The 15,645-nt window shown below is 61.6% G+C and carries 13 protein-coding genes; 9 read left to right on the top strand and 4 right to left on the bottom strand.

The window, feature by feature from the left end; translation table 11 throughout:
• Window positions 1-209 precede the first annotated feature (209 nt).
• The 3 genes from topA (at window position 210) to GV002_RS21930 (ending at window position 3,783) form a co-directional block, all read left to right on the top strand.
• Window positions 210-2,819 carry a type I DNA topoisomerase gene (gene topA, locus GV002_RS21940; protein WP_160020385.1) on the top strand — a complete coding sequence of 870 codons (2,610 nt, stop codon included), beginning with the start codon at window positions 210-212 and terminating at the stop codon, window positions 2,817-2,819.
• Between the two features lie 128 nt (window positions 2,820-2,947).
• Window positions 2,948-3,466: a DUF6586 family protein gene (locus GV002_RS21935; RefSeq protein ID WP_160020384.1), complete on the top strand. Its 519-nt coding sequence runs from the start codon at window positions 2,948-2,950 to the stop codon at window positions 3,464-3,466.
• Between the two features lie 80 nt (window positions 3,467-3,546).
• Window positions 3,547-3,783, top strand: a complete 237-nt coding sequence (locus GV002_RS21930) for a hypothetical protein (protein ID WP_074855901.1) — start codon at window positions 3,547-3,549, stop codon at window positions 3,781-3,783.
• A gap of 74 nt (window positions 3,784-3,857) precedes the next feature.
• Here the strand turns inward: GV002_RS21930 and sulA are convergent, their stop codons facing one another.
• Together sulA and lexA are read right to left on the bottom strand one after the other, a co-directional pair.
• Window positions 3,858-4,331: an SOS-induced cell division inhibitor SulA gene (gene sulA, locus GV002_RS21925; RefSeq protein ID WP_160020383.1), complete on the bottom strand. Its 474-nt coding sequence runs from the start codon at window positions 4,329-4,331 to the stop codon at window positions 3,858-3,860.
• A gap of 9 nt (window positions 4,332-4,340) precedes the next feature.
• Window positions 4,341-4,955, bottom strand: a complete 615-nt coding sequence (gene lexA / locus GV002_RS21920) for a transcriptional repressor LexA (protein WP_021488554.1) — start codon at window positions 4,953-4,955, stop codon at window positions 4,341-4,343.
• Between the two features lie 228 nt (window positions 4,956-5,183).
• Between lexA and GV002_RS21915 the strand changes: the two genes are divergently transcribed.
• Genes GV002_RS21915 through GV002_RS21900 form a run of 4 tightly spaced genes read left to right on the top strand, consistent with a single transcriptional unit; the run spans window position 5,184 to window position 8,227 of the window.
• On the top strand, window positions 5,184-5,891 hold the full coding sequence (locus tag GV002_RS21915; protein WP_074855905.1) for a TetR/AcrR family transcriptional regulator: 708 nt from the start codon (window positions 5,184-5,186) through the stop codon (window positions 5,889-5,891).
• A gap of 49 nt (window positions 5,892-5,940) precedes the next feature.
• Window positions 5,941-6,468 carry a L,D-transpeptidase gene (locus tag GV002_RS21910; RefSeq protein ID WP_160020382.1) on the top strand — a complete coding sequence of 176 codons (528 nt, stop codon included), beginning with the start codon at window positions 5,941-5,943 and terminating at the stop codon, window positions 6,466-6,468.
• A gap of 12 nt (window positions 6,469-6,480) precedes the next feature.
• On the top strand, window positions 6,481-7,479 hold the full coding sequence (gene nagZ / locus GV002_RS21905) for a beta-N-acetylhexosaminidase (protein ID WP_160020381.1): 999 nt from the start codon (window positions 6,481-6,483) through the stop codon (window positions 7,477-7,479).
• Window positions 7,480-7,489: 10 nt separating this feature from the next.
• Window positions 7,490-8,227 (top strand): S-methyl-5'-thioinosine phosphorylase, encoded by a 738-nt coding sequence (locus tag GV002_RS21900; RefSeq protein ID WP_160020380.1) that lies wholly within the window; start codon window positions 7,490-7,492, stop codon window positions 8,225-8,227.
• A gap of 200 nt (window positions 8,228-8,427) precedes the next feature.
• Here the strand turns inward: GV002_RS21900 and GV002_RS21895 are convergent, their stop codons facing one another.
• Together GV002_RS21895 and mfd are read right to left on the bottom strand one after the other, a co-directional pair.
• A complete protein-coding gene (locus GV002_RS21895; RefSeq protein ID WP_160020379.1) occupies window positions 8,428-8,949 on the bottom strand; it encodes a peptidoglycan binding protein CsiV in 522 nt (173 codons plus the stop codon).
• An 11-nt stretch (window positions 8,950-8,960) separates the two neighbouring features.
• Entirely contained in the window at window positions 8,961-12,398 is a 3,438-nt protein-coding gene (gene mfd / locus GV002_RS21890; protein ID WP_160020378.1) for a transcription-repair coupling factor, read from the bottom strand.
• A gap of 131 nt (window positions 12,399-12,529) precedes the next feature.
• On the opposite strand from mfd, the gene GV002_RS21885 reads away from it, so the two are divergent.
• Both GV002_RS21885 and GV002_RS21880 read left to right on the top strand, forming a co-directional pair.
• Complete coding sequence (locus GV002_RS21885; protein WP_160020377.1) at window positions 12,530-13,996, top strand: glyceraldehyde-3-phosphate dehydrogenase; 1,467 nt, start codon at window positions 12,530-12,532, stop codon at window positions 13,994-13,996.
• A gap of 310 nt (window positions 13,997-14,306) precedes the next feature.
• On the top strand, window positions 14,307-15,644 hold the full coding sequence (locus tag GV002_RS21880; protein ID WP_160020376.1) for a Na(+)-translocating NADH-quinone reductase subunit A: 1,338 nt from the start codon (window positions 14,307-14,309) through the stop codon (window positions 15,642-15,644).
• The last annotated feature ends 1 nt before the right edge of the window (window position 15,645 follow it).

The following is a 15,645-nucleotide window of genomic DNA, read 5'->3' as shown; positions in this document are numbered from 1 at the left end:
CACCACTATATATAGCGGGGCCTTAGAGGGCGTCTACAAATTGCTGCTCTCGGCCATGCTGCGTTGAAACCAGCCTCAAAATGCCCATGTACAGCTCGTACACTGCGCTTTTTCGACTGTTTTCGCCTTGCCTGACCTTCGCTTGCTGCTTTGTAAACACCCTCGGCTTCGTGCCTTCTATATTTCGCAATTCAGGAATCTTCTGATCCATGGGCAAATCGCTGGTCATCGTGGAATCCCCGGCCAAGGCCAAGACCATCAACAAGTACCTGGGCAGCCAGTACGTGGTGAAGTCGAGCATCGGCCACATCCGTGACCTGCCTACCAGCGGCTCGGCAAGCGCCACCAAGGAGCCTGCCAAGCGCGGCAAGGCTGCTGCTGGTGAAGCGCCTGCGCTGTCGCCCAAGGAAAAGGCCAAACGCCAGCTGTTCAGCCGTATGGGGGTTGACCCCGAGCACGGCTGGAAGGCCAAGTACGAGATCCTGCCCGGCAAGGAAAAGGTGATCGAAGAACTGCGCCGCCTGGCCAAGGATGCCGACACCATCTATCTCGCAACCGACTTGGATCGCGAAGGGGAAGCCATTGCCTGGCACCTGCGCGAATCCATTGGTGGCGATGACAGCCGCTACAAGCGTGTGGTGTTCAACGAGATCACCAAGAAGGCGATTCAGGAAGCCTTCTCCAAACCGGGCGAGCTGGACATCAACCGCGTCAATGCACAGCAGGCGCGGCGCTTCCTCGACCGAGTGGTGGGCTACATGGTCTCGCCGCTGCTGTGGGCCAAGATCGCACGTGGCCTGTCTGCCGGTCGTGTGCAGTCGGTGGCCGTGAAGCTGGTCGTTGCGCGCGAGAAAGAGATTCGCGCCTTCGTCCCGGAAGAGTACTGGGAAGTGCATGCCGACCTCGGCACCGCGAAGAACGCCAAGGTGCGTTTCGAGGTGGTGCGCGAAAGTGGCGCAGCCTTCAAGCCGGTCAATGAAGCGCAGGCCATGGCCGCGCTGGAGAAGCTCAAGGCTTCCAGCTATAGCGTGGTCAAGCGCGAAGACCGCCCGACCAGCAGCAAGCCGTCGGCACCCTTCATTACCTCCACCCTGCAGCAGGCTGCGAGCAACCGCCTGGGCTTCGGGGTGAAGAAGACCATGATGATGGCTCAGCGTTTGTACGAAGCTGGCTACATCACCTATATGCGTACCGACTCGACCAACCTGTCGAACGACGCCGTGGAGATGGTGCGTGGCTTCATCGGTAGCGAGTACGGCGACAAGTACCTGCCGGGCAAGCCGATCCTGTACTCGAGCAAGGAGGGCGCTCAGGAGGCGCACGAAGCGATTCGTCCGTCCGACGTCAACCTGCGCCCGACCCAGCTGTCTGGCATGGAGCGTGATGCCGAGCGTCTGTATGACCTGATCTGGCGTCAGTTCGTCGCCTGCCAGATGCCGCCGGCCGAGTACTTGTCCACCAGCGTCACAGTTGCTGCTGGCAATTTCGAGCTGCGCGCCAAGGGTCGCATCCTCAAGTTCGACGGTTACACACGCGTGCTGCCGCAGCAGAGCAAACCGGGCGAGGACGACGTCCTGCCGGAAATGAAGGAAGGCGAGGGTCTCAAGCTGATCCAGCTTGACCCCAGCCAGCACTTCACCAAGCCGCCTGCGCGTTATTCCGAAGCGAGCCTGGTCAAGGAGCTGGAAAAGCGAGGCATCGGCCGCCCGTCCACCTACGCGGCGATCATTTCCACCATCCAGGATCGCGGCTACGTCACGGTGCACAACCGTCGCTTCTATGCCGAGAAGATGGGCGACATCGTCACCGAGCGTCTCGACGAAAGCTTCGCCAACCTGATGGATTACAGCTTTACCGCCACCATGGAAGAACATCTCGACGATGTGGCCCAGGGCGAGCGCGAGTGGAAGCACCTGCTCGACGAGTTCTACGGTGATTTCAAGAAGAAGCTCGAAGTGGCCGAGGCGGGTGAGGGCGGCATGCGTGCCAACCAGCCGACGCTGACCGATATTCCCTGCCGCGAGTGCGGCCGGCCGATGATGATCCGCACCGCCTCCACTGGCGTGTTCCTCGGTTGCTCGGGCTATGCGCTGCCACCGAAGGAGCGCTGCAAGGCCACCATCAACCTGGTACCGGGCGATGAGATCGCTGCCGATGATGAGGGCGAGTCCGAGTCCCTGGTTCTGCTCGGCAAGCATCGCTGCCCGATCTGCGCCACGGCCATGGATGCCTATCTGCTGGATGAAACCCGCAAGCTGCACATCTGCGGCAACAATCCCGATTGCAGCGGCTACGAGATCGAGCAGGGCCAATACCGCATCAAAGGCTACGAAGGTCCGAGTCTGGAGTGCGACAAGTGCGGTAGCCAGATGCAGCTCAAGACCGGCCGTTTCGGCAAGTTCTTCGGTTGCACCAATGCCAGCTGCAAGAACACCCGCAAGTTGCTCAAGAACGGTGAAGCGGCGCCGCCGAAGATGGACAAGGTGGATATGCCGGAGCTCAAGTGCGAGAAGGTGGACGACACCTACGTGCTGCGCGACGGCGCATCGGGCCTGTTCCTCGCAGCCAGCCAGTTCCCCAAGAACCGCGAGACGCGTGCGCCGCTGGTGCTTGAGATCGTCCCGCACAAGCACGAGATCGACCCCAAGTACCACTTCCTCTGCGATGCCCCGCAGAAGGACCCGGATGGCCGCCCGGCGGTGATTCGCTACAGCCGCAAGACCAAGGAGCAGTACGTGCAGTCCGAGGTCGATGGCAAGCCGACCGGCTGGCGTGCGTTCTTCGATGGTGGCAAATGGAAGGTCGAGGACAAGCGCTAGCGTTTGGTCACGATCTGCCGCGCGTCGGCCTGGCGTCGTAACAGCGACGCCCTGAGTGCCTGATGAGATGCGCGTCAGGCAGGGCAGACGCGCGTATCATGACCCGATCTGCTGTGGAGGTCGCCGTAATGGCCAAAGAAATCTATACCCGTACCAACCAGAAGATTTTCTTCGCCGGTATTGCCCTGGATAACTGGCGCAAGGCTGAAGCCTCCTCCGCATTCAATGTGCAGGCGTTGGCGCAAGCCGAGCGCGAGGCGGCGCTGTTTCACCTCTATGGCGGGCTGCTCGGGCTGTGTCATGAGATTGCCGGCTATTACCGCATGAGCGACGCGACGCCTTCGCGTGTCGAGGCCTTCGTGCAGCAGGCGGTACTCGAGGATTCGCCCAGCCCAGAACTGGCTGAGTTGGTCGAATTGGCGCAGCAGCGCGAAACCTGGCTGGCCGAGTTGCTGGCTGCCTACGCTGCGCTGTTCCAGCCGCCGCGTGAGGAGCGCAAGGCCAAGGTCGATCCGTCCCTGCCCTTGATCACAGCCATCAGCGTTGGAGAAGAGCCGGCTGAGCTGAGCATTGATGATGTCGATGCCTGGCGTCAGCAGCTCAAGGCTCTGGTGCTGCGCTTTCGCGAAGGCCTCAGCGAGTGCTGATTGGGTTTAACTGGACCAGTGGGCTGGGGATGACCCCGGCTGACTGTTACAATGTCGTGTTTTTGCACAGAGACTGAGCCATGCCTACATCCTTCCTGGAAATCGTCGAACTGCCCGATGGGCGTATTGCCCTGCGTCGCGCAGAGGATGAAGAGGCTCTGGTGACTCTGGACTTCTCTGCTGATGCCAAGGCTTTCCTGCAGGGTCAGCACATCGAGGTGGCCAAGGCCATGCTCAATGTTGGCGTGCAGATGGCCGGTCGAATGGCTGAGGGTGATTTCAGTGGTGAAGAAGAAGGCGCACGTGTTCTCCACTGAGTCGCCACGGTTCGACGAAAACGGGGCTTCAATGGAGCCCCGTTTTCATTTACGCAGATGAAATTGTAGCGAGTTCAACCCAGGCTGATATTCAGGCTCTGCGCGCCACCTGCATTGGCGGCCCGTGCAAGGCGCTGGCGAGTGCTGCTCTCGACAGGATGCAGCCAACTGATCACGGTATGGCTGCGGCCGAGTTTCAGGGCTTCTTCCGCCAGTGCCAGGGCATTCTGCCCCTGCCGTGGATGCAGCAGGAGAATACGCTCACGGTTCAGGCCAGCTTCGCGTAGCCAGCTTTGCGTAAGGCTGGCTGGCGGTGCCACCAGGGTCAGCCAGCGCGCATCCTGGTTCTCGCTCAGCTCGCGCAGAATCGGGGCCAGCAAGTGCAGGCAGTGACCGGCAGCGCCACGCAGGGCCAGTTCGCTGAACGCCTGATCATCCTCGCTACGAGAGATGTCATTGGTCGCTAACCGTTGCTCACTCGACGTTCCGGCAAGAAAGGCGTCGAAAAGGGGAAGTTGTGGGCGCTCGAACGACTGCTGCACGTACATGGTGTCTCCTCAGCGGCGGATTACACCGACGCTCAAACCTTCGATGACCAGATCCTGGTGTTCCAGGTCCACTTCGATCGGGGCAAACTCAGGGTTCTCGGCAATCAGCCAGACCTTGTTGCCCTCGCGCTTGAAGCGTTTGACCGTCACTTCATCGTCGATACGGGCGACGACGATCTGGCCATTGCGGGCTTCCCGGGTGGTGTGCACGGCGAGCAGATCGCCATCGAAGATGCCGATGTCTTTCATGCTCATACCGCGTACGCGCAGCAGGTAATCGGCTTTGGGCTGAAAGAACGCCGGGTTGATCTGGCAGGATTCCTCGACATGTTGCTGTGCAAGGATCGGTGCACCGGCGGCGACACGGCCGATTACCGGGAGGCCCGCATCCTCATTCGCGGCACCTGCCTCGAAACCGGGAATGCGGATGCCGCGTGAAGCGCCTGGAGTCATCTCGATGGCCCCCTTGCGTGCGAGGGCCTTGAGGTGCTCTTCTGCGGCGTTAGGCGATTTGAACCCCAGTTCCTGAGCGATTTCCGCGCGGGTAGGTGGGTAGCCGTTGTCTTCCAGGCAGCGTTTGATGAAGGCGAGGATCTCGGCTTGGCGTGGCGTCAGTTTCAGCATGGCTGGGCTCTGTCTTTTTATACAGTGACTGGGATTATATACAGTAAGCGGGTCTTGGCAACGCCCATTTTGCGAAGGCCTGTCGGCCGGCTTGTTACCCATGCCGAGTAATCTGCGTCTCTGCTTGTTGTAAGCTGTGACCAGCCGGCCAAAAGACGGCTCATGCGGCTTGACAATTCAGTGGGATGAAACGTATGTTTCAAACAAGTGTTTGTCAGGTGATAACTCATGGCTCAGTCGGAAACCGTTGAACGCATTCTCGATGCTGCAGAGCAGCTGTTCGCGGAAAAAGGCTTCGCCGAGACATCGCTGCGTCTTATCACCAGCAAGGCCGGGGTCAACCTGGCTGCCGTTAATTACCACTTCGGTTCGAAGAAGGCGCTGATTCAGGCGGTCTTCTCGCGTTTCCTCGGGCCTTTCTGCGCCAGCCTGGAAAAGGAACTCGATCGCCGTCAGGCCAAGTCCGAAACCCAGGTTTCCCTGGAGGAGCTGCTCGAGTTGCTGGTCGAGCAGGCGCTGGCTGTGAAGCCGCGTAGTGGTAATGACCTGTCCATCTTCATGCGCCTGCTCGGTTTGGCCTTCAGCCAGAGCCAGGGTCACTTGCGCAAGTATCTGGAAGAGGTCTACGGCAAGGTGTTCCGTCGCTACATGCTGCTGGTGCATGAGGCTGCGCCGCGTATTCCACCGCTGGAGCTGTTCTGGCGCGTGCACTTCATGCTCGGTGCGGCGGCGTTCAGTATGTCCGGCATCAAGGCCTTGCGCGCGATGGCCGAGACCGATTTCGGCGTCAACACCTCGATCGAGCAGGTGATGCGCATGATGGTGCCGTTTCTGGCTGCCGGCATGCGTTCGGAAACGGGTATCGCCGATCCGGCGTTGGCCGGCGCGCAACTCAAGCCGCGCAGCAAGACACCCAGCGCCGCGCCCAAGGTTTGACCTGGCGGCAGGTGGGCTTGGCTTCGCCCTTCGGCTAAGCTAGCGGCCCATGTCCGATCTAGATTTACTCCATATCTCCATTGCCGATCAGGCGCTCTACGGCTTCAGTGCCGGGCGGCGGCTGCTGAGCTTGCCTGTCTCCACGGCGCTCGGTGGGGCGGGTGAGCTTAACGGCTCAGGCTGTACGCCGCGCGGGCTGCATCAGGTGCGCGCGAAAATCGGCGCTGGTTTGCCTCTGGCGGCCGTATTGCGCAGTCGTCGCTGGACGGGCGAAGTGTGGTCACCTGAGCTGCACGAGCAGTTTCCTGGCCGCGACTGGATTCTCACCCGTATTCTCTGGCTGAGCGGTCTTGAGTCGGGGCGCAATCGCCTGGGCGAGGTCGACACCTTTCGCCGTTATATCTATCTGCATGGCACGCCGGATAAGGAACCTATGGGGACGCCGTTGTCCCATGGCTGCATTCGTTTGCGTAACGCCGACATGCTGGCGCTTTTCGAGTGCGTACCGCTGCATTGCAAAGTGCGTATCGATGAGGCGCCGTGCCCGCAGTGGGCTGCAGACCAAGACTTCACCTGAGGAAATAGACTCATGCAAGGCTCTTTGATGATGGACATCGCCGGCACCTGGTTGACCGCTGAGGATCGCCAGATTCTGCGCCAGCCCGAAGTGGGTGGTCTGATCATTTTTGCCCGCAACATCGAATCGCCGCGTCAGGTGCGCGAGCTGTGCCAGAGCATCCGTGCGGTGCGCCCGGACCTGCTGCTGGCGGTGGACCAGGAAGGTGGACGGGTGCAGCGTCTGCGCCAGGGCTTTGTGCGCTTGCCGGCGATGCGCGCCATCGCCGACAACGACAATGCCGAGGTGCTGGCCGAGCACTGCGGCTGGTTGATGGCGACCGAGGTGTTGGCGGTTGGCCTGGACCTCAGCTTTGCGCCGGTACTGGATCTCGACCACCAGCGCAGTGCGGTGGTGGGCAGCCGTGCCTTCGAGGGGGATCCGCAACGGGCCACCACGCTGGCAGCCGCTTTCATTCGTGGCATGCATCAGGCGGGGATGGCAGCTACCGGCAAACACTTCCCCGGGCACGGCTGGGCCGAGGCTGACTCTCATGTCGCCATCCCGCTCGACGAGCGTAGTCTCGATGAAATCCGCGCTTGCGACATGCAGCCGTTCAAGCGTCTGGTGCACGAGCTCGATGCAGTGATGCCGGCGCATGTCATCTATTCTCAGGTTGACGAACAACCGGCTGGCTTCTCCCCTCGCTGGTTGCAGGACATCTTGCGTGGCGAGCTGGGCTTCGAGGGTGTGATCTTCAGCGACGACCTGTCGATGGCCGGTGCCCATGTGGTCGGTGATGCCGGCAAGCGTATCGAGGCTGCTCTCGCGGCGGGTTGCGATATGGGCCTGGTGTGCAACGACCGCGCTGCGGCCGAGTTGGCGCTAAGTGCCTTGCAGCGTCTACGAGTGACACCTCCTGCGCGCCTCGAGCGCATGCGTGGCCGTGCTCATGCCACTACCGAATACCGCCAGGCTCCACGCTGGCTTACTGCTGTGGCGGCCCTGAGAGCTGCCCAGTTGCTTGACTGAGGACCTGTCTATGACTGTCTACGCCATTATCGGTGGTACCGGCCTGACCCAGTTGGAGGGCTTGACGATTCACGAAGCGCTGCCGCTGGATACACCTTACGGCGCGCCCTCGGCCGATATTCTGCGGGGCAGTTACGCCGGGCGCGAAGTGCTGTTTCTCGCCCGTCATGGCCAGCCGCACCGGATCGCGCCGCATCAGGTGAACTACCGGGCCAACCTCTGGGCGCTCAAGCAGGCCGGCGCCAAGGCCATTGTTGCGGTCAATGCGGTGGGGGGGATTCATGCTGCCATGGGCGCTGGGCATTTCTGCGTGCCACATCAGATCATCGATTACACCTCCGGGCGTGCGCACACCTTTTACGAAGGCGATCTGGAGCACGTGACCCACGTCGATTTCAGTCAGCCGTACGACAAGCAGTTGCGCGAGGCCTTGGTGGCGGCGCTGCGGGCCGAAAATGCGGCATTCAGCGATCACGGAATCTATGGCTGCACTCAGGGGCCGCGACTGGAAACGGCGGCGGAAATCGCCCGCATGGAGCGCGATGGCTGCGACCTGGTAGGCATGACCGGCATGCCCGAAGCGGTATTGGCGCGCGAATTGGCGCTGCCCTATGCCTGCCTGGCGCTGGTGGTGAATCCGGCGGCGGGGAAATCCAGTACCCTGATCACCATGGCCGAGATCGAGCGAGTGATCGAGCAGGGCATGGGGACGGTCAAGGCGGTTTTGGCACACGTGCTGGCTGGCTGACCGTCTAGTGGTAACGAAAACGGCCAGGCGACTGATGCCGATCAGATAAGGTTCTCAGCGCAGTCTTGCGAGGAGCCCCGCCTTGAGGCGAGGCTTTTCGAGCCCGCGCCGCCCGGGTTCGTGGCGCGGCGCCGCTCCCCTGGTTCATCGATGTTTGATTGAGCGGCTTTGGCCGCTCAATTGCCCTCTGCGTTGTTCGCTCAAAGCGGCCTGATGCGTACCAGTGCGCCCAGGCTGCCATGGTCCAGGTAGGTCAGGCTGTTGTCCTTCAGGCGTTGAGCCACCTTCATGTGCTCGCTGCTTTCGAGCAGGCCGTCGACGCTGAATCGGTTGATCCACAGTTCCAGGTCAAGGTCGGCAAAGCGCTCCTGGGTAAAATTCAGGGTGCCTTCGACCGCGTGGTGGCCAAAGTGCTCTTCACCGCTGCTGACGGCCATTCGACTCGGCGAGCTGCCGATGGTCTGGCTCCAGGCCTTGTGCAACAGAACCTGATAGCCGTTGCCCGGATTGAGCTTGGCTGCTTCGCTATCGAGCGTTGTCGGGCGTTCGTTGTTGGCGATCGGCAGTGCCGTGCCTGCCCAGTCGTCCGGCGCCACCTGGGGCGCGATGACCGGTTCGCCGGCCTGGCGGAAGACCAGCAGTTCGACCTGGTAAAGACGTTCGGCAAAAGCACTCGGTGCCAACAGGCAGAGCAGCAGGGCGATCAGGTGCAGTGGGCGCATGTGTGAGTCCTTCAGGTGGTGGGCGCGAGGCGCTCGAGCAGGGCTTCCAGGGTGTTGAAGCGCTCTTCCGCGCGCTCCATCGGCACCTGGATCTTGAAGACAGTGGCGCCTTCGAATTTGTAGCGCTTGGGCTGGGCCTGGATCAGCTTGATCAGGGTCAGCGGGTCGACGCAGGTTTCCGCGGCGAACTCGATACGTCCACCTTGCGGCCCTGCATCCACCTTGGTGATACCCAGCTTGTCGGCCTGCAATTTAAGCAGGGTCAGGCGCATCAGGTTCTTGGTCGGCTCCGGCAGCAGGCCGAAACGGTCGATCATTTCCACCTGCAACTCCTTCAGACCGTCCTCGTCGCTGGCGTTGGCGATGCGCTTGTAGAGGATCAGGCGGCTGTGTACGTCGGGCAGGTAGTCCTCGGGGATCAGCGCTGGTACGCGCAGGTTGATCTCCGGGCCGCCACCCAGTGGCTGGTCGAGGTTAGGTTGTTCGCCTTTCTGAATGGCCTTGACCGCACGTTCGAGCATTTCCATGTAGAGGGTAAAGCCGACGGCTTGGATCTGGCCGCTTTGACCGTCGCCAAGCAGTTCGCCTGCGCCGCGGATTTCCAGGTCGTGGGTGGCCAGGACGAAGCCGGCGCCCAGGTCCTGGGCATTGGCGATGGCCTCCAGGCGTTTTTCCGCATCCGGGGTCATCTGCTTGCGCGGCGGGGTGAGCAGGTAGGCGTAGGCCTGGTGGTGGCTGCGACCGACACGGCCGCGCAACTGGTGCAGCTGGGCCAGGCCGAACTTGTCGGCGCGGTCGATGATGATGGTGTTGGCACTGGGCACATCGATGCCGGTTTCGATGATGGTGGAGGCCACCAGCACGTTGAAGCGCTTGTGGTAGAAGTCACTCATCACCTGCTCGAGATCGCGTTCGCGCATCTGCCCGTGACCGATGCCGATACGCGCCTCGGGCACCAGTTCGGCCAGATCGGCGGCGCATTTTTCGATGGTCTTTACATCGTTGTGCAGGTAGTACACCTGGCCACCGCGCAGCAGCTCGCGCAGCAGCGCTTCCTTGATGGTCGGCTTGTTGCTCTCCATGACGAAGGTGCGCACCGAGAGGCGGCGTGCCGGCGGCGTGGCGATGATCGACAGGTCGCGCATACCGGCCACGGCCATGTTCAGCGTGCGCGGGATCGGCGTGGCGGTCAGGGTGAGGATGTCCACCTCACTACGCAGTGCCTTGAGCTGTTCTTTCTGGCGTACGCCGAAGCGGTGTTCCTCGTCGATGATGGCCAGGCCGAGGTTGTGGAACTTGACGTCATCCTGCAGCAACTTGTGCGTGCCGATGACGATATCCACCTTGCCTTCGGCCAGTTGCTGCACGGCCTCGTCTACTTCCCTGGCACTCTTGAAGCGGCTCATCACCTCGACCTTCACCGGCCAGTCGGCGAAGCGGTCGCGGAAGCTGTTGTAGTGCTGCTGGGCGAGCAGGGTCGTGGGCACCAGCACGGCGACCTGCTTGCCGCTATGCACGGCGATGAAGGCCGCACGCATGGCCACTTCGGTCTTGCCGAAGCCGACGTCGCCGCAGACCAGGCGATCCATCGGTTTACCGGCGAGCATGTCGGCGCGCACTGCATCGATGGCGGTCTGCTGATCCGGGGTCTCCTCGAAGGGGAAGCCGGCGCTGAAGGTGGCGTAGTCCAGTGCCGGGTCCTGGAAGGCGAAGCCTTCGCGGGCGGCGCGACGGGCGTAGATGTCGAGCAGTTCGGCGGCAACATCGCGCACTTGCTCGGCTGCCTTGCGCTTGGCCTTCTGCCAGACCTCCGAGCCAAGGCGGTGCAGCGGTGCCAGGGCATCGTCGCTGCCGGTGTAGCGAGCGATCAGGTGCAGGCTGGCCACCGGCACATAAAGTTTGGCTTCGTCGGCGTACTGCAGGGCGAGGAATTCGGCGGCCTGGCCGTCGAACTCCATGGTCACCAGGCCCAGGTAACGACCGACACCGTGATCGATATGCACCACCGGTGCGCCTTCGCGCAACTCGGTGAGGTTCTTGATCACATTGTCGCCGCCTTCGCGGCCTTTCTCGCGGCGACGACGCTGCATGACGCGCTGGCCAAACAGCGGGCTCTCGGCGATCAGTGCCAGGTCGTCGAGCAGCAGGCCTTCGTCCAGCGGTGCGATGCAGATGTTGAGACGTTCAGGGCTTGCGACGAAAGCCGGCCAGCCGTCGACTTCCCTGGGCTTGAGCTTGAGACGGGCGAGCAGCTCCAGCAGCACTTCGCGGCGACCGGCCGATTCGGCGCAGAACAGCACGCGGCCCGGATATTCCTCGATAAAGCGCCGCAGCGCCGCCAGCGGCTCGCCAGCCTTGGCCTGAATTGCCAGGTCAGGCAAGGCGCGTGCGTCAAAACGGGTCTGGCCGACGCCGGGTTCGATATCGTCCTGGTTGACCACCACTCGCGGCCAGCTCTTCAGGCGGGCGAAGCAGTCCTCGACCGGCAGGAAAATGTCGGCAGGTGGCAGCAGCGGGCGTTCCGGATCGACCCGGCGATCCTCATAACGGTTGCGCGCATCGGTCCAGAAATGTTCGGCGGCCTTCTCGATGCCGGGTAGAGAGAACACCTGGGTGTCGCCTGGCAGGTAGTCGAACAGGGTGCCCGTCTCTTCGAAGAACAGCGGCAGGTAGTACTCGATGCCGGCTGGGGTGATGCCGGTGGAAAGGTCCTGATAGATCGGGCAGCGACGGAAATCCACGTCGAAGCGCTCGCGGAAACGTCCGCGGAAATCGGTGACAGCTTTCTTTTCCAGCGGAAATTCACGCGCTGGGAGCAGGCGGATCGACTCGACCTTGTCCACCGAGCGTTGGGTCTCGGGGTCGAAGGTGCGCAGGGTTTCGATTTCGTCGTCGAACAGGTCGATGCGGTAGGGTTTGTCACTGCCCATCGGGAACAGATCGATCAATGCGCCGCGCACGGCGAACTCGCCATGCTCATACACCGTATCGACGCAGCGGTAGCCGGCGGCCTCCAGGCGTGTGCGCATCTGCTCGACATCGAGTTTCTGGCCCACATCCAGCACCAGGCTGCCACCTAGCAGAAAACGCTTCGGTGCCAGGCGGTGTAGGGCGGTGGTGATCGGCACTACGAGGATGCCGCGGCTCAGCTGCGGCAGGCGATAGAGTGCTGCGATGCGTTGCGAGATGATGTCCTGGTGCGGCGAGAAGACGTCGTAGGGCAGGGTTTCCCAGTCGGGGAAGTGCAGCACTGGCAGATCTGGGGCGAAGAACGCCAGTTCTTCCTGCAGTCGCTCGGCGCTCTGGCTGCCTTCGGTGAGCACCAGCGTGAAGCGTCCAGCACCGCTGGCCGCTTCGGCGATGGTCAGGGACAGGGCGGCGCCAGGCAGGTTGCCCCACTGTTGTTTGCCGGCGCTGGCCGGTAGAGACGGAAGACGCAGTACGGACACGGGCGGCTCACGGTCGTGACGAAAGGCCGGGAATTGTAGCGGGGCTTGGTGGTCAATGTCAGTCGCGACAGGCGCGCATTGCTCATGCCCGCGCGCGCCGTCATAATGTAGCCCCTTTTTTCAGCCCCTACATGTGGAAGGTACTGCCCGTGACTCAGAAGCCCGACCAGTGTCTCGGTGAATGGATCGATCGTGAAGCCCTCGCGGAAGCGATGATTCCGCTGATTGGTCAGCTCTACCGCAACAACAATGTGGTGACCTCGATCTATGGCCGTGGCCTGATCAACCGTTCGGTCATCGACATCCTCAAGGCTCACCGTTTCGCTCGTCATCGCCTTGCCGATGAGACCGAGCTGTCGGTGCACGACACTTTCCCCATGCTCAAGGCCATGAGCGAGCTCAAGCTGGGTGCCGCCTCGGTGGACCTGGGCAAGATGGTCGCCAAGTTCAAGGCCGAAGGTGCTGGTCGCGGCGTCGAGCAGTTCGTCAAGGACGAGCTGGCCGACGTAGTGGGCAAGCAGAACGGTTCGGCGCGTGAGGGCACTGATGTGGTTCTCTACGGCTTCGGTCGTATCGGCCGTCTGCTGGCGCGCATCCTGATCGAGAAGACCGGTGGTGGCGACGGCCTGCGTCTGCGCGCCATCGTCGTGCGCAAGGGTGCCAGCAACGATCTGGTCAAGCGCGCCAGCCTGCTGCGTCGTGACTCGGTACACGGCAAGTTCAACGGCACCATCACCATCGATGAAGAGAACAGCACCCTGACGGCCAACGGCAACCTGATTCAGGTGATCTATGCCAAGGAGCCGAAGGAAGTCGACTACACCCAGTACGGCATCAAGAACGCGCTGCTGGTGGACAATACCGGTGTGTGGCGCGATGCCGAGGGCCTGGGTCAGCACCTGGCTTGCCCGGGCGTCGATCGCGTTGTCCTCACTGCGCCTGGCAAGGGCGCGCTGAAGAACATCGTGCATGGCATCAACCACAGCGAAATCACCGCTGAGGACAAGATCATCTCTGCCGCTTCCTGCACCACCAACGCCATCGTGCCGGTGCTCAAGGCGGTCAATGATCAGTACGGCATCATCAACGGTCACGTCGAGACCGTTCACTCGTACACCAACGACCAGAACCTGATCGACAACTTCCACAAAGGCAGTCGTCGTGGTCGTAGTGCCGCGCTGAACATGGTCATCACCGAAACTGGCGCCGCAACCGCTGCAGCCAAGGCGCTGCCAGTGCTGAAAGGCAAGCTGACCGGCAACGCCATTCGTGTGCCGACGCCGAACGTGTCGATGGCCATTCTCAATCTGAACCTCGAGAAAGCCACCAGCCGTGAAGAAATCAACGAGTACCTGCGCCAGATGGCCATGCACTCGGATCTGCAGAAGCAGATCGACTTCGTCAGCTCGCAGGAAGTGGTATCGACCGATTTCGTCGGTTCGCGCCATGCTGGCGTGGTCGATGCCGAAGCCACCATCGCCAATGACAACCGTGTCGTGCTCTACGTCTGGTATGACAACGAGTTCGGTTACAGCTGCCAGGTGGTTCGCGTGATGGAAGACATGGCTGGGGTCAACCCGCCGGCCTTTCCGCGCTAAGCGCCGGGGTCGCATGAAAAACGGGAGCTTCGGCTCCCGTTTTTTTATGTGCAGGAAATGACCCGGTGGAAGTTGGCGAGTTGATATGGGTCAGCATCGAACTTGTTGCGCCCTGTTACCGAAAAGCCAAAAAAAGCAAGCGCTTGGGTGGTCAGTGAGGGGGGGCGTCTTTATAATCAAGCGGATTTTTTACCCAGGTTTGGCGCCTTCCTCCACGCCCATATCGCATTGGTGTGGTTGGGTCTATTAGACCTTCGCTAGCGCCGCCTGTCCTATAAAAAGCTTTCTAAATCAGTGGTTAGGCAAACCTATGATCAAACTAAAGCATGGGCTTGATTTGCCCATAACGGGTGCGCCGGCACAGCGTATCGAGGCCGCCAGGCCCGTACGCAGTGTCGCCGTCATCGGCTTCGACTATCACGGGATGAAGCCGACGATGGAAGTGCAGGTCGGTGACCGGGTCAAACTCGGTCAATTGCTGTTTACCGACAAGAAGACACCCGGCGTGCGCTACACCGCCCCCGCTGCAGGCGTGATCAGCGCCATTCACCGTGGCGAGAAGCGTGTTCTGCAGTCCGTGGTCATCGACATCGATGGCGACGACCAGGAAACCTTCGCTCAGTACGCGGCCGACCAGCTTGGAGCGCTCAGTGACGAGCAGGTTCGCGAGAATCTGCAACAGTCCGGCCTGTGGACGGCTCTGCGCACGCGCCCGTTCAGCAAGGTGCCTGCGCTCGACGCAGTGCCAAGCTCGATCTTCGTGACTGCCGTCGATACGCATCCGCTTGCCGCAGATCCTGCAGTGGTCATCGGCGAACATGCCGCTGACTTCGAAAATGGCCTCAAGGTTCTCGGTAACCTGGCAAAGATTTTCCTGTGCAAGGCCGAGGGTGTCAGCCTGCCGGGCGAGAATATTGCCAAGGTGCAAAGCGAAACCTTTGCCGGCCCGCACCCAGCGGGTCTGCCAGGCACCCATATTCACTTCCTCGATCCGGTCAGTACCCGCAAGAGTGTCTGGCAGATCGGTTATCAGGACGTGATCGCGGTGGGCAAACTGTTCACCACCGGTCAGCTGTTCGTCGAGCGCGTGGTTGCATTGGGCGGCCCGGTTGCCGAGCAGCCGCGTCTGCTGCGTACCCGCTTGGGCGCCAGCCTGGAAGAACTTACCGCCGGTGAGCTGAAACCTGGCTTCAATCGCGTGATTTCCGGCTCGGTATTTGGCGGTCGCACTGCTCAGGGCGCGTTCGCGTTCCTGGGGCGCTACCACAATCAGGTGTCTTGCCTGGGCGAGGGTAACGATCGCGAGATGATGCATTACCTGCGTGCCGGCGTTAACAAGCACTCGGTTCTGAACGTTTTCGTCTCCAAGCTGGCCGGCGCCAAGCTGTTCAACTTCACCACCACCACCAACGGCAGCCCGCGCGCCATGGTGCCGGTGGGCAACTACGAAGCAGTGATGCCACTGGATATCCTGCCGACTCAACTGTTGCGCTACCTGATTGTCGGTGACACCGAGATGGCCCAGAAACTGGGTTGCCTGGAGCTCGACGAAGAAGACCTGGCGCTGTGCACCTATGTGTGTGCCGGCAAGTATGAATATGGCCCGATCCTGCGGGATAACCTCACCCGCATCGAGAAGGAGGGTTAAC

Source organism: Pseudomonas sp. 8O (genome assembly GCF_902506495.1).
Taxonomy (GTDB): Bacteria; Pseudomonadota; Gammaproteobacteria; order Pseudomonadales; family Pseudomonadaceae; genus Aquipseudomonas; species Aquipseudomonas chaetocerotis.
The sequence above is the reverse complement of the archived record's forward strand: the minus strand, read 5'-3'. Positions and strand labels throughout refer to the sequence as shown.